Annotated in this window: 14 protein-coding genes; 8 read left to right on the top strand and 6 right to left on the bottom strand. The window is 72.1% G+C overall.

Going from position 1 to position 12993, the window contains the following annotated elements; all coding sequences use genetic code 11:
• The first annotated feature begins 39 nt into the window (after window positions 1-39).
• Together BLV96_RS02385 and BLV96_RS02380 are read left to right on the top strand one after the other, a co-directional pair.
• The gene (locus BLV96_RS02385) at window positions 40-546 is read left to right on the top strand and encodes a DinB family protein (protein WP_086683657.1); all 507 of its coding nucleotides are present in this window, start codon (window positions 40-42) and stop codon (window positions 544-546) included.
• A complete protein-coding gene (locus BLV96_RS02380) occupies window positions 546-1469 on the top strand; it encodes a squalene cyclase (protein WP_086683660.1) in 924 nt (307 codons plus the stop codon). Before BLV96_RS02385 ends, BLV96_RS02380 begins: the two co-directional genes overlap by 1 nt.
• On the opposite strand, the gene BLV96_RS02375 is transcribed toward BLV96_RS02380, so the two are convergent.
• On the bottom strand, window positions 1466-2626 hold the full coding sequence (locus BLV96_RS02375) for a DUF1015 family protein (RefSeq protein ID WP_086683663.1): 1161 nt from the start codon (window positions 2624-2626) through the stop codon (window positions 1466-1468). The genes BLV96_RS02380 and BLV96_RS02375 overlap by 4 nt on opposite strands.
• 125 nt (window positions 2627-2751) lie before the next feature.
• On the opposite strand from BLV96_RS02375, the gene BLV96_RS02370 reads away from it, so the two are divergent.
• The gene (locus BLV96_RS02370; protein ID WP_086683666.1) at window positions 2752-4269 is read left to right on the top strand and encodes an MDR family MFS transporter; all 1518 of its coding nucleotides are present in this window, start codon (window positions 2752-2754) and stop codon (window positions 4267-4269) included.
• Here BLV96_RS02370 and BLV96_RS02365 read toward each other — a convergent pair.
• The 3 genes from BLV96_RS02365 to BLV96_RS02355 form a co-directional block, all read right to left on the bottom strand.
• The gene (locus BLV96_RS02365) at window positions 4266-6224 is read right to left on the bottom strand and encodes a HelD family protein (RefSeq protein ID WP_086683669.1); all 1959 of its coding nucleotides are present in this window, start codon (window positions 6222-6224) and stop codon (window positions 4266-4268) included. The two genes, BLV96_RS02370 and BLV96_RS02365, sit on opposite strands and share 4 nt — an antisense overlap.
• Window positions 6225-6288: 64 nt before the next feature.
• The gene (locus BLV96_RS02360; RefSeq protein WP_086683672.1) at window positions 6289-7170 is read right to left on the bottom strand and encodes a TIGR03854 family LLM class F420-dependent oxidoreductase; all 882 of its coding nucleotides are present in this window, start codon (window positions 7168-7170) and stop codon (window positions 6289-6291) included.
• Between the two features lie 35 nt (window positions 7171-7205).
• Window positions 7206-7643 carry a MarR family winged helix-turn-helix transcriptional regulator gene (locus BLV96_RS02355; RefSeq protein ID WP_086683675.1) on the bottom strand — a complete coding sequence of 146 codons (438 nt, stop codon included), beginning with the start codon at window positions 7641-7643 and terminating at the stop codon, window positions 7206-7208.
• A gap of 79 nt (window positions 7644-7722) precedes the next feature.
• Between BLV96_RS02355 and BLV96_RS02350 the strand changes: the two genes are divergently transcribed.
• The gene (locus BLV96_RS02350; protein ID WP_086683678.1) at window positions 7723-8100 is read left to right on the top strand and encodes a DUF5313 domain-containing protein; all 378 of its coding nucleotides are present in this window, start codon (window positions 7723-7725) and stop codon (window positions 8098-8100) included.
• A 16-nt stretch (window positions 8101-8116) separates the two neighbouring features.
• Entirely contained in the window at window positions 8117-9055 is a 939-nt protein-coding gene (locus tag BLV96_RS02345; RefSeq protein ID WP_086683681.1) for an RluA family pseudouridine synthase, read from the top strand.
• 9 nt (window positions 9056-9064) lie between these two features.
• Here BLV96_RS02345 and BLV96_RS02340 read toward each other — a convergent pair whose 3' ends face one another.
• Entirely contained in the window at window positions 9065-9808 is a 744-nt protein-coding gene (locus BLV96_RS02340; RefSeq protein ID WP_086683683.1) for an SDR family oxidoreductase, read from the bottom strand.
• A 92-nt stretch (window positions 9809-9900) separates the two neighbouring features.
• On the opposite strand from BLV96_RS02340, the gene BLV96_RS02335 reads away from it, so the two are divergent.
• The 3 genes from BLV96_RS02335 (at window position 9901) to BLV96_RS02325 (ending at window position 12569) form a co-directional block, all read left to right on the top strand.
• Window positions 9901-10767, top strand: coding sequence for a LysR family transcriptional regulator (locus BLV96_RS02335; RefSeq protein ID WP_086683686.1), 867 nt, complete (start codon window positions 9901-9903; stop codon window positions 10765-10767).
• 180 nt (window positions 10768-10947) lie between these two features.
• A complete protein-coding gene (locus BLV96_RS02330) occupies window positions 10948-11256 on the top strand; it encodes a hypothetical protein (RefSeq protein ID WP_086683689.1) in 309 nt (102 codons plus the stop codon).
• A complete protein-coding gene (locus BLV96_RS02325; protein ID WP_086683692.1) occupies window positions 11253-12569 on the top strand; it encodes a DUF4474 domain-containing protein in 1317 nt (438 codons plus the stop codon). The genes BLV96_RS02330 and BLV96_RS02325 overlap by 4 nt, the downstream gene beginning before the upstream one ends.
• Before the next feature lie 3 nt (window positions 12570-12572).
• Here the strand turns inward: BLV96_RS02325 and BLV96_RS02320 are convergent, their stop codons facing one another.
• The gene (locus BLV96_RS02320) at window positions 12573-12845 is read right to left on the bottom strand and encodes a hypothetical protein (protein ID WP_086683695.1); all 273 of its coding nucleotides are present in this window, start codon (window positions 12843-12845) and stop codon (window positions 12573-12575) included.
• Between the last annotated feature and the right edge of the window lie 148 nt (window positions 12846-12993).

The raw sequence follows: 12993 nt of genomic DNA, 5'->3' as shown, positions 1-12993 counted from the left end.
CACGAGTACGACATTTCCGGGCGTGATAGACACTGTCCGGTGACCACCGAACGACCCGAACCACCCCTGACCGGGGGCGAGCGCGAAATGCTGCGCACGTTCCTCGACTTCCACCGCGCCACCCTCGCCATGAAGTGCGACGGCCTGTCCGACGAGGACCTCCGCCGAGCCTCGAGCCCGCCGTCGACGTTGTCCCTGCTGGGCCTCGTCCGGCACATGGCCGAGGTCGAGCGCACCTGGTTCCGGCGGGTGATCAACGCCGAGGACATCCCGCTGCGGTGGTCACCCGAGGGGGACTTCCAGGCCGCCTACGACGCGAGCACCTCGACGCGCGCGGAAGCCTTCGAGGCGTGGCAGGCCGAAGTGGAGCAATCCCGCAAGATCGAAGAGGCGGCCGAGTCCCTGGACGTCACCGGGCACCAGGCGCGCTGGGGCGAGGACGTCTCGCTGCGGCTGGTCATGCTGCACATGATCCACGAGTACGCGCGGCACAACGGCCACGCCGACTTCCTGCGCGAAGCGATCGACGGGGTGACGGGGGCCTGATGGACGTGCTCGCCTGGTTGCGCGACTCCGACCCGGCCCTGCGCTGGCAGGTCGAGCGCGACCTGGCGGGCGAACCGCCGGAAGTCTGGGAAGCGACGCGCGCCCGGGTCGCCACCGAAGGGTTCGGCGCGCGGCTCCTCTCCCTGCAGGACGCGGACGGCCAGTGGGCGGGCGGCGCGTTCTTCCCGGCGGGCTTCCGCGGCGACGAGCCCCAGCCGTGGACGGCGACGACGTGGACGCTGAACTCCCTGCGCGAGTGGGGTCTGGACGCTGCAGCGTTGCGCGGAACCGCGGAGCTGCTCGCCGAGAACTCCCGGTGGGAGTACGAAAACCTGCCGTACTGGGACGGCGAGGTCGACTGCTGCATCAACGCCTGGACGCTGGCCAACGGCGGCTGGCTCGGCGCGGACGTCGCGGGGATCGCGGAGTGGTTCGTGACGCACCGGCTGCCGGACGGCGGCTGGAACTGCGAGTGGGTCGAGGGGTCGACGCGCTCGTCCGTCCACTCGACACTCAACTCGCTGAAAGGGCTCCTCGCCTGGGAAACGGCCACCGGCGGCACCGAGGCAGTGCGCGAAGCCCGCCTCGCCGGCGAGGAGTACCTGCTGGAGCGCCGGCTGACCCGGCGGTTGTCGACGGGCGAGCCGATCGCGCCGGGGCTCGGCGAATTCTCGTACCCGATCCGCTGGCACTACGACGTGCTGAACGCGGCTTCGTACTTCCGCGACGCGGACCGCCCTGACCCGCGCCTGGCGGAAGCGATCGAGCTGATCCGCGCGGCGCGGCAGCCGGACGGGACGTGGCTACAGACCGAGCGGCACCCCGGCCGGGTGTGGTTCGAGGTGGACGTCCCGCCGGGCGAGCCGTCGAAGTGGCTGACGCTGTTCGCGACCCGGGTCCTGAACTGGTGGGACGCCCGCTAGAGCTCCGCCAGCAGCAGCCCACTGCGCGGCTTCGGCGTGAAGTACGTGGCCTTGCGCGGCATCCGCCGCCCCGCCGCGTGCACGGCGAGGACGTCCGCGTACCGCACCGGCGCCAGCAGCACGACCGCGTCCGCGCCGGCCGGCACCGGGCGGCCCGCGGGCAGCGGCCGCACCCCCGGCCCGTCCGGGTCCACCCCCAGCGCGTCGGCGAACAGCACCCGCTCGACGACCTCGTGGTCGATCACCGGTGAGGGCCCCTCGACGACCGGGAGCGGGATCCGCAGCACCGCCGACCCCGCGCGGACCACCACTTCGCCCGGGACCGGCACCGCGTGCTCGTCGTACCGGACGTCGAGGCCGGCCGCGGACCAGCGCTTCACCAGGTCCTCCGGCCCGAGCCCGGTGCCCGTCAGCACCCGGTGGATCGCGCCGATCCGCAACTGTGGGCCCGCCGTGACCAGGGCCAGCAGGGCGCCGTGGCCGGCCGCCGCGGCCGCCGCGACCCGGTGGTTGCCGTCGGCCACCAGCAGGTCGGCGGCGGCGACCGCGGCCAGCAGCCGGTTCTGCAGCGGGCCCGGCGGCACCACCCACAGGTCGTGCCGCCGCCCGGCCGCGTCCGTGGTGGACAGATCGGGGAGGCCGAGCCCCGCGCAGGCGCGTTCGACCTGCTCGGTCAGTACGTCGCCGCCCGAGGCCGGGACGAGCATCGCCGCGCTCGTCGCGCAGCCGAGCCCGGCCAGCACCGCGGCGCGCTCGGCCACGACGTCGGCGTAGACGTCCTCGGTGTGCCGGACCCGGGCGGCGCCGTCGTCGGTCACGGCGGCGGCGTCGACCAGGCAGAGCAGGCCGAGCGCCACGCCGTCCGGCCCTTCGATCCGGTAGGGCGCGACGACCTCGCGCACCGGCCGGTAGAACCGCTTGCGGAGCCGGTCGAGCACGGCCCGCGCGATCGGGACGGCGTCGGTGAGGCCGAGCCCGCGCGCCAGCGCCGCCGGTGTCCGGGCGGGGTGCTGCACGGCCAGCAGGCTGTCCGCCGCACCGGGCGCGGCCAGCGCGGCGACCACGCGGTCGGGTTCGGCGAACTCGTCGACGTCGGGGCCGGGCACCACGTCGCGCACCACCCACCCCTGCCCGATCGGGCGGATCCAGTCGCTCATCCCACCCATCTTCCGCGATGCGCACTGTGGCGGAAATCCGCTGGGGTGCGGGGCCCCCGGATGGAATGCTTAGGGCAGCAAACCAGTTGACCCCGGTCATGACCCTCCCGAGGAGCAGCCCGCCGATGACGACCGACGCCGCCACCAGCGTGAAAGGGGTCGGTTTCCGGTCGGACCGCGGCCCGGTGCTGATCGCGGTCATGCTCAGCACGGCGCTCGTCGCGCTGGACAGCACGATCATCGCGACCGCCGTCCCCTCGGTGGTGCGCGACCTCGGCGGGTTCTCGCAGTTCCCGTGGCTGTTCTCGATCTACCTGCTCACCCAGGCGGTCACCGTCCCGCTCTACGGCAAGTTCGCCGACGTCCTCGGCCGCCGCCCGGTGATGTTCTTCGGCGTCGCGGCGTTCCTCGTCGGCTCGGTGCTGTGTGGCGCCGCGTGGAGCATGCCGGTGCTGATCGCGGCGCGCGCGGTGCAGGGCATCGGCGCCGGCGCGATCCAGCCGATGTCGATGACGATCATCGGCGACCTCTACACGGTGGAGGAACGCGCCCGGGTGCAGGGCTACGTCGCGAGCGTCTGGGGCATCGCGTCGGTGGTCGGCCCGACGCTGGGCGGCGTGTTCGCGGAGTACCTCGACTGGCGCTGGATCTTCTTCATCAACCTGCCGCTGGGCGCGATCGCCGCGGTGATGCTGCACCGCAACTTCGCCGAGAAGGTGGAGCGCAAGGCCCACAAGGTCGATTACACGGGTGCGGCGCTGCTGACGGTCGGCTGCTCGCTGGTGATCCTGGGCCTGCTCGAAGGCGGCGTCGCGTGGGCGTGGGGGTCGGTGCCGAGCGTGGCGATCTTCGCCGCGGGCGCGCTGCTGCTCGTGACGTTCGTGCTGGTGGAGAAGCGGGCCGTCGAGCCGGTGCTGCCGCTGTGGGTGTTCACCCGCCGGATCCTGGTGGGCGGCAACCTGCTGGCCGTGGTGGTCGGCGCGGTCCTGATGGGGCTGACGTCGTACCTGCCGACGTACGCCCAGGGTGTCCTCGGCGCGGGCGCGCTGGTCGCCGGGTTCGCGGTGGCCGCGCTGACGGTCGGCTGGCCGATCTCGGCGTCCCTGGCGGGCAAGATCTACCTGCGCATCGGCTTCCGCGACACGGCCCTGATCGGCACGGTGTTCGTCGTCGGCGGCGGTGTCCTGGTGGCGCTGCTGGACGCGTCGTCGTCGATCTGGTCGGCGGCGCTGGCGGCGTTCGTCCTGGGGCTGGGCCTGGGCTTGACGTCGAGCCCGACGCTGGTGGCGGTCCAGTCGGTGGTCGGCTGGGACCGCCGCGGAGTGGTGACGGCGACGAACCTGTTCAGCCGGTCCCTGGGCAGCGCGGTGGGCGCGGCGGTCTTCGGCGCGATCGCCAACGCGACGCTGGCCTCGCGGTTCGCTTCGCCGCCACCGGAGGTTGCGGGCAAGCTGCCGGCCTCGGTGGACGCGACGAGCACGGTGCTGAGCGGCCACCCGGACAACTCCCCGGTGGCGACGTTCGTCCGCGGCGCGCTCGCGGAGGCGACGCACTACGTCTTCGTCGGGCTGCTGGTGGTGGCGGTGGTTTCGGTGGTGGCGCTGCTGCTCATGCCGCGCAAGACCGAGCAGCTGGAGTTCTAGGCGCTCCGGACGGCCAGCGAACGCAGCTCCGGTGGCACCGGGCCCGGGTGCACGACACCCAGTCCCCGGGTCGCCCGCGTCATCGCGACGTAGAGGTCGGCCGGACCGGCCGCGAGGATGGCCGCCGGGTCCGCGATCACGACCTCGTCGAACTCCAGGCCCTTCGCTTCCGCCGGCGTCAGCAGCACGACGTCGTCGGTGAGGTCCGGCGGCACCGGCAACGCCAGCGCGGCCGCGAGTTCGCCGGTCCGCGGCGCGATGATCGCCAGCTTGCCGCCGGTGTGCGCGCCGGCCAGCGCGGCGAGCGTGCCGGGCACGTCCACGGCTCTGGTGCGCCACGGCGTTTCTCCGCTCTCGCGCACCGACCGGGGCGGCCGCACCGCCGGGTGGTGGGCGGCGAGCACCTCGGCCGCGACCGCCATGATCTCGGCCGGCGTGCGGTAGTTGACGGTCAGCTCGGCGAGCCGGTGCGGCCGCGGCACGCGGTCCCACGACGTCGCGCCCGCCGCGCTGCCGGTCTGCGCGAGGTCCCCGACGACGGTCATCGACCGCGACGGGCAGCGGCGCGCCAGCATCCGCCAGTCCATTTCGGACAGTTCCTGTGCCTCGTCGACCACCACGTGCCCGAACACCGGCACGCTCTCGCCGACCAGCGCGGCGACCTCGTCGAGCAACGGGACGTCCGCGGCGCTCCACGGCCCCGCGACGACGTCCGCCGGGGCCAGCGGCGGCCACAGCTCGTCGAGCGCGTCCCGGACGCTCGCGTCGGCGAGCAGTGCCGTCCGCACGGCTTCCCGATCCACGTCGTCCAGCAGGAGACGCGGGCCGTCGTCGTCCTCGGGGCCGAGCACCACGCCCGCGCCGGCCAGCGCCCGCAAGTCGGCTTCGCCGAGCCGGCCGTCGGCGCTGCCGCCGTCGAGCGCCTCGCCGGTCTCGCCGAACACGACCGCTTCCAGGCGGTCGGCCAGTTCCCCGGCGAGCGTGCCCACGACCTCCCGGTGGAACACCAGCCGCGCCGGGTTGTGCGGCAGCCCGGTCTCCCGCGCCTTCGCGACGGCCCGGCGGAGCACCGCCGGCTCCAGGCGCAGCACCTGCTGTTCGAACTCGACGTCGACCGGCTCGTCGGGAATCCGGACCGTCGCGCGCACCCGCTCGGCCAGCTCGGCCGCCATGTCGGCGCGGCCCTTGCGGACGGCGTCCCCGACCGGGTCGACCTCGCTCACGACGACACCGGGCACGAGGTCGGACACGGTCGCCGTCACGACCCGGTCCTCGCCGAGCCCGGGCAGCACCTGGCCGATGTAGTCGAGGAACACCCGGCTGGGGCCGAGGACGAGCACGCCGCGGGTCCGCAGGTGCTCGTGGGTGTAGAGCAGGTAGGCGACGCGGTGCAGGGCGACGGCCGTCTTGCCGGTGCCCGGACCGCCCTGCACGACGAGCACGCCGCGGGCGCCGTCGCGGACGATCCGGTCCTGCTCGGCACGCAGGGTCGTGACGACGTCCCGCATCCGCCCGGTGCGCTCGGCCGTCACCGCGGCGAGCAGCGCGGCCTCGCCGACGAGGTCGTCCCCGGGTGCGTCGAGGTCCAGGAGCTCGTCGTCCAGCGCGACGACGGTCCGTCCACGCGTGCTGATCCGCCGCCGGCGCACGACGTCGCCGGGTTCGGCGGCGGTGGCCGTGTAGAAGGGCCGGGCCGCGGGAGCGCGCCAGTCGACGAGCAGGGCTTCGTCGGCTTCGAACAGCCCGAGCCGTCCGATGTAGACCCGCCGGCCGCCGGTCAGGTCGAGGCGTCCGAAGCACAGCCCGTCCTCGACCGCCGCCAGCCGCGCCAGCTCCGCCCGCCACACGTCGGCCGCGTGCCCGCGGGCGAGAGCGTCGGCCGCTTCCACGCGCACCGCGTCGAGACGGGCGTAGAGGGTGTCCAGGTGGTTCTGCTCGGCGGCGAGTTCACGCATGCCGCCGAGGGTGCCCGCGAATCCGCGCGAAGTGCAGTCTTGTTCTTCTTGACAGCCTCAGCCGTCAGTTCTGGAGCGGCACCAGTTCCGCCTGGAACTTCTCCAGGAAGTCGTCGAAGTCCCCGGGTCCGGGCCGGATCACGAACTTCGACAGCCCGGCCTCGATGTGCTGCTCGACGAGCCTTCGCGCGTCGGCCCAGCTCGTCGCCACGAGGTCGGTCACCGGGGCGCCCGGATTGCGCCGGGCCGCCGCGGCCACCAGCTCGCCGGGCAGGCCGTGCTCGGCCACCGCCAAGCTCAGCCCGAAGTGGTCTTCTTCGATTTCGCGGCCCGCCTCGGCCGCGGCCTCTTGGATCGCCAGACGGGCGTCGCGCGCCTGCGCCGGGGTGAGGAAGCTGCCCAGCCAGCCGTCCGCCAAACGGCCCGTCCGCCGCAGAGCCGCCGGGGCCGAGCCGCCCAGCCAGACGTCCAGGCGCTTGGCCGGACGCGGGCCCAGTTTGACCTCGGACACCTGGAAGAACTCGCCGTCGAAGGACACTTCGTCCTCTTCGAGGAGCCGGCGCAGCAAAGTCAGTGACTCGTCGAACACCGCCGCGCGGCGGCCCGGCGGCACCGGGAACAGGTCGTGCTCGGCCGCGCGCGCCGGGCGCAACCCGAACACCGGCAGCACCCGCTTCGGCGCCAGGCCGGCCAGGGTCAGCAGCTGCTTGGCCACCAGCACCGGGTGCCGGCCGGGGAGGATCGCGACGCCGGTGCCGACCTTCAGCTTCGCCGTCCGCGCGAGCGCGTGCGCCATGCCGATCATCGGGTCGACCTCGGGCGAGTACACCAGCTCGGACAGCCACAGCGAATCGACGCCGGCCTCCTCCAGCCGCTGCGCCAGCCCGGCGAACTCCCCCGGCCCCGTCCCCGCCGCCGGTGCGACGCCCAGCCTGATCTTCAGCACACTGTGCTCAACCCCACGCGGTGCGGGGGCATTCCTCAGGCGGTGGCGTCGATGACGCGGGTCAGGACGCCGTGGAGCGCCTCCAGCTCGGCGACGTCCATCCCGAGCGTCTCGACGACCTTGTACGGGATCTTCTCTGCCTCGGCCCGCAGCGCGCGCCCCTTGGCGGTCAGCTCGACCGTCAGCTGCCGCTCGTCTTCGCGGCTGCGGCTGCGCGTGACGTAGCCGAGCGCCTCGACCCGCTTGAGCAGCGGGGACAGCGTCGCCGGCTCGTGGCGCAGCGTCGTGCCGAGGTCCTTGACCGACCGCGGCGAGCGCTCCCACAGCGCGAGCATCACCAGGTACTGCGGGTGCGTCAGGCCGTAGGGCTCCAGTAGCGGCCGGTAGATCGCGATCACGCTGCGCGAAGCCACCGACAGCGCGAAGCACACTTGCCGGTCCAGCTTCAGCGGGTCTTCACCCAGGTCGATCATGGCGCGATCCTAACGTGGTCCACGAGACACTTAGTGCACTAACTATTAGTGTACTGTAGTCCTCATGGAACGACCTGGTGTGCTCCGCCGGCTCGGCTACGCGGTCGGCGTCAAGCTGCCGGCCCGCTACAACGATTGGGTGCTGCACGACGCGACGTCGAAGTACTGGTGGGCCCGGTACGTGCTGCAGCGGTCGGTCGGCATCGTGCCGCTCTGCGCGGTGTGGCTGCTGCTGCCCGGGTCGATCTGGCTGCGGCTCTCGATCGTCCTCATGGCCGCGCTCGTGGCGTACTTCTACTCCTGCGCGTACATGGAGGAGAGCGTCGAGCACCGGCTGGGCCGGCAGGGCTTCCCGCACAACACGGGTCGCCGCATCCGCGCCGAGGCCGCCGAAGCGAAGAACGCCGAGGCGACCGCCCGCTACGTCGCGCGCTACCGGACGCCGTCGGAGGGTTAGCTACAGTCGGGGGACGATGAGACGCAAGCTCCGGCCCCCGATCCCGCCCCGCCACGGGCTCGAAGCCGCTCGGTTGAAACTGCCCGACGGCGAGTGGCCGACGCTGCTGGAGCATCTCGTCGACCGGCTGCCACGGGTGACACCGGACCGCATCGAGCAGATGCTGCGTGAAGAACGCATCCACGGCTCCGACGGCCCCCTCGGCGTCGACACGCCGTACGCCCCCGGCTCGTTCATCTGGTTCCACCGCGACCTGCCGGACGAGGTGCCGGTGCCGTTCGAGATCCGCGTGGTGCACCGCGACGAGCACCTGCTGGTCGTCGACAAGCCGCACTTCCTCGCGACCATCCCCCGCGGGCAGCACATCCTCGAGACGGCGCTCGTGCGCCTGCGCCGGGACCTCGACCTGCCGCAGCTGTCCCCCGCCCACCGCCTCGACCGCGTCACCGCCGGCCTGGTGATGTTCGTGATCACGCCGGAGCTGCGCGGGCGGTACCAGACGCTCTTCCGCGACCGGAAGGTCCACAAGGAGTACGAGGCGATCGCGCCTTTCGATCCGGCACTGGAGCTGCCGCGGACCGTGCGCAGCCGGATCGTCAAGGAACGCGGGGTGCTGGCCGCGCAGGAGGTGCCGGGCGAGCCGAACGCCGAGACGCACGTGGAGCTGGCCGAGCACCGCGACGGTTTGGGCCGCTACCGGCTGCGGCCGTCGACGGGCCGGACGCACCAGCTGCGGGTCCACCTGAGCGGCTTGGGCATCCCGATCCTCGGCGACGACTTCTACCCGGCGCTGCGCGAAAAACCCCTGGGGGACTTCACGAAACCGCTGCAGCTGCTGGCGCGGGTGGTCGCGTTCGACGACCCGGTGACCGGGATTCCCCGCCGGTTCACCAGCGGACTGCGGTTGACGGCCTGGGAAGACCTCGACGCGTGGGCGGCGCCGCCGGCGGGCTGACCATCGGCGCTAGAGCTGGGCGGCGCCGCCGTCGACGGGGATCTCGGCACCGGTGGTGAACGTCGCTTCGAACGCCAGGTAGGCCACCGCCGCCGCGACCTCGGCCGGCTCTCCGAAGCGCTGCATCGGGTTCTGCGCCTCCATCTCGGTCTTCATCCGGTCGGCGGCGTCGGGCGGCAGGGTCGCGCCGAGGATGCCGGTGTCGATCGGCCCCGGGCTGACGGCGTTGACGCGCACCCGGCGGGGCAGCAGTTCCCGCGCCAGGGACCGGGTCATCGACCGCAGGGCCGCCTTGGTCGCGGCGTAGACGCTGATCATGTCGAGGCCCTTCCGGTTGGCCACCGACGTCGTGAGCACGACACCCGCGCCCTCGCGCAACAGCGGTGCGAGCTTCTGCACGGTGAAGTACGGGCCCTTGGTGTTCACCGCGAACAGCTCGTCGTACTGCGCTTCCGGCGTCGACTCGAACGGCGCGAAGGCGGTCACACCGGCGTTGACGAACACCGCGTCCACCGCGTCGAACTCCGCGCGGACCAGCCGGGCCAGCTCCTCGATGTCGGCCATCGACGCGGAGTCGCTGCGCACGGCCGTCGCCCGCTCGCCCAGCCGCCGGCGCGCGGACTCGAGCTTTTCCTCGTCCCGCCCGGTGATCAGCACCCGGGCGCCGCGGTCGACCAGCAGTTCGGCGGCCGCGAGACCGAGGCCGCTGCTCCCGCCGGTGATCACGACGTTCTTTCCCTCGTAAGCGTTCATGACCCGAGTCAACTGCCGGGTGCGCCGCCACGTCCAAGTCCCGTTCCGCATGCCGCCATACCGTCGGCGCATGGCGGCGTACCCTCGACGGAGTGGATCTCGACCTGCGGCTGATCCGGTACTTCACGGTCGTGGCTCAGCACGGCAACTTCGGCCGCGCCGCGACGGCTCTGCACCTCGCCCAGCCGTCGCTGAGCCGCCAGATCCAGCGGCTGGAGCACCAGCTCGGCGTGCGGCTGCTCGCGCGCACACCGCGGGGAACCAGCCTCACGTCGGCCGGCGAAGCGTTCCTGCCGCGCGCCCACGCCGTCCTCGAAGCCGCCGACGACGCCGTGTCCGTCGCCCGTGCCGCCGACCCGCCCGGCGAGATCACCATCGGCTACGTCGAGGGCCTGATCGTCACCCCCGCGGTGCAGGCGCTGCGCCACCGCCACCCGGACGCGCGCGTCCGGACGCGGCTGCTGCGCTGGCACGACGTGCGCGCGCTGGCCGACGGCCGGGTCGACGCCCTGGTCACCCGCGAGCCGCTGTCGTTCTCCGCCACGGTGACGCCGTTGTACGAGGAGCCCCGTGTGCTGCTCGTCCCGGCCACGCACCGCTTGGCAGGTAAGGAAGCCGTCTCGGCGGACGACCTGGGTGACGAGGAATTGGTGCCGTGCGCGGTGACGCCGACGCTCTGGAGCACACCCAGGGACGGCGCACCACCGCCCGCGCCGGACGACAGCTTCGAGGACAAGCTGGAACTGGTCGCGTCGGGGAGCGCGGTGGCGGTCCTGCCCGCCGGCGATCACCGGCTTCGGCTGCGCGACGACGTGACGGCGATCCCGGTCGAAGGCTTCGAACCCTGCCGGGTCGTGGTGGCATCGCGGGCGTGGGACCCGAACCCGCTGGTGGCCCCCTTCCGCGAGGCCGCGCGGCTCCTGGTGCCGGCTGCTCTCGGGGAGCGAGGCACGACGTAGGGCCGGGTGGTCGTCCGGAAGATCCCGTCGTCGCGGCGGCAGGTGGCTTGACCATCCGTGGACATGTCCGGTTCCGGCCACTGACCGGGGAACCGAAAACGGCAGCCAGGCCTCCGATCTGCGGCAAACTGTTACATTGCCGCCGAGCCCTGTCACTCGGACGGCGGGGAGGGAGTTCCGGTGGGTTTCGAGGTCGACGTCGCGGACATCAACGCCGCGGCGGCCAAGCTCAGTGCGGGGACGTCGCCGACGTTGTCCATCGGCGGATCGCCGAACGTCGGGAGCACAGCGCGCGTCGGCGGCTTCGCCGGGGACTACGACGTCTGGCTGGCGACGCGCAAGGACGACCTGGACGCCGCCCAGCAGCAGGTCGACAACCTGGTCGAAAGCATCCAGACGGCCGCGAAGAGCTACCACCGCACCGATTCCGGGGCCCGCGACGCGTTCCTGAAGGCACTGGACAGCAGCCTCGGCAGGATCGACCGGTGACCGCGGTGTTCGACAAGATCTACGCGCTCGCCGACCAGGTGGAGAAGGGCAGCACCACCGAACTGGACGACCGCGCCCGGGCCTGCCGGGCCACCAAGGAAACCATCGCCGACACCAAGGCCCTGCTGGAGAGCGTGCGCGTTCAGCTGAGCGAGGCCTGGCACGGCGGGGCCGGCGAAGCGGCGCTCACCTCGCTGGAAGCGTTCAAGAAGAACCGCGACGACCAGGCCCAGGATCTCGAGGACTCGGCCAAGTCGTTCGAGACGATCCGTGACGCGCTGGCGAAGGCCCAGCAGGAAGCCCGGAACACGCGCGCGGACGCCGAGAGCCTCCAGAAGAAGCTCGACCACGGCTGGCACGGATTCGGGATCCGCCAGGTCGACCTCGCCGTCGCCTGGGCGCAGGACAAGGCCGTCAAGGCCCAGGCGCTCGTCCTGCTGGCCGACCTGGAACGGGTGACCACCACCTACGACGCGATCCTGCTCATCGAGGGCCAGAAGCTGCGGTTCAAGACCGGTCAGGTGTGGGAGCTCGCGGGCTCCGAGAAGCGGAACCTCGCCGAGATCGGCGCGATCATGCTCCGCGAGATTCCCGGGCTCCTCGCCCTGCTGAAGAAATATCCGGAACTGCGGGCGGCGCTGCTTCACCAGGACTGGAACAAGATCATGCAGAATCCCGAGGTCGCGCAGAAGATCTACGACTACCTCGGTTTCCGGTACAACGAGGAAGGCGGCTTCTTCACCACCGGCGAGCATTCGGTGCAGAGCTACCTGGGCTGGAAAGACCTCTACGACAAGTTCGGCGAGGCTTTCGGAATGGAGCTCGACGAAACCGGCGACGACGGCGACAACATGGAGTTCACCGACACCGAGACCGGGAAGACATACCGGCTGGAACTGTGGAAGGGCAAGTACGGGAACCACGCGTTCGGCGGGGAAGTCGGCTTCTACACCAGCGACTCGCCGAACAACAACGGGCACTTCAACGCCGCCCAGGGTGACGACCAGATCAAGGTGACCCAGACGATCTACAACAAGGACACCGGCCAGGTCTACTTCACCAACGACGGCCAGGGCGCCGACGGCACCGACAAGAAGCACTTCTGGAACCTGGCGATCCGCAACGACCCGGGCGTGCAGGCCGACCAGCTGCCGCTGGGCCAGCGCGCCACGATCGAGGTGCGCGACGTCGGGATGCGCGACCGGATGTACGACGAGATGGTCCGGTACGCCGCCGCGCACCCCGGCGACCACCTCACCGTCACGAAGGGTTCCGACCAGCCGCCCACGCTGAGCTACGACTGGCAGAAGTGACCCCTACAGCGAGCCCACCGGCTTGAACTCGTACGGCTCGTCGTCCTCCGGCTGCGGCCGCCCCCGGCGAGCGGTGACCGGATCGTCCAGGCCGGCGAACACGCCGTCCACGTCGACCAAGGTGACGACCCTGTCGGCGACGTGCTGGCCGTACCGGTCTTCGATGTCTTCCAGCCCCGCGCGCAGCGCCGAAGTGGCGGCGCTCCTGGCCTGGTCCCGCAACGCGTTCGCCAGCTCTTCCGGCGTTTCGCCGGAACCACGCCTCGAGTCGGTCATGCCCTCAGCCTAGCCGGACCGGGCCGGGTTCGAGTCCTTTTCGGGCATCCTGACGCACGCCTCCTGCCGGGTGCGGGCCCGATGGGCCGAAGCGCGGGTCGAATCGACGGGATCAGCAACGACGAAGGCCCTTCCCCGCTCGGCGGAC

It is taken from the genome of Amycolatopsis pretoriensis, from assembly GCF_900107925.1.
GTDB classification, from domain to species: Bacteria; Actinomycetota; Actinomycetes; order Mycobacteriales; family Pseudonocardiaceae; genus Amycolatopsis; species Amycolatopsis pretoriensis.
The sequence above is the reverse complement of the archived record's forward strand: the minus strand, read 5'-3'. Positions and strand labels throughout refer to the sequence as shown.

Coding starts and splice junctions, on each gene's coding strand:
- BLV96_RS02320 (WP_086683695.1), bottom strand. CDS start 12,845: ATGACCGACTCGAGGCGTGGTTCCGGCGAAACGCCGGAAGAGCTGGCG.
- BLV96_RS02370 (WP_086683666.1), top strand. CDS start 2,752: ATGACGACCGACGCCGCCACCAGCGTGAAAGGGGTCGGTTTCCGGTCG.
- BLV96_RS02345 (WP_086683681.1), top strand. CDS start 8,117: ATGAGACGCAAGCTCCGGCCCCCGATCCCGCCCCGCCACGGGCTCGAA.
- BLV96_RS02365 (WP_086683669.1), bottom strand. CDS start 6,224: ATGCGTGAACTCGCCGCCGAGCAGAACCACCTGGACACCCTCTACGCC.
- BLV96_RS02375 (WP_086683663.1), bottom strand. CDS start 2,626: ATGAGCGACTGGATCCGCCCGATCGGGCAGGGGTGGGTGGTGCGCGAC.
- BLV96_RS02340 (WP_086683683.1), bottom strand. CDS start 9,808: ATGAACGCTTACGAGGGAAAGAACGTCGTGATCACCGGCGGGAGCAGC.
- BLV96_RS02380 (WP_086683660.1), top strand. CDS start 546: ATGGACGTGCTCGCCTGGTTGCGCGACTCCGACCCGGCCCTGCGCTGG.
- BLV96_RS02355 (WP_086683675.1), bottom strand. CDS start 7,643: ATGATCGACCTGGGTGAAGACCCGCTGAAGCTGGACCGGCAAGTGTGC.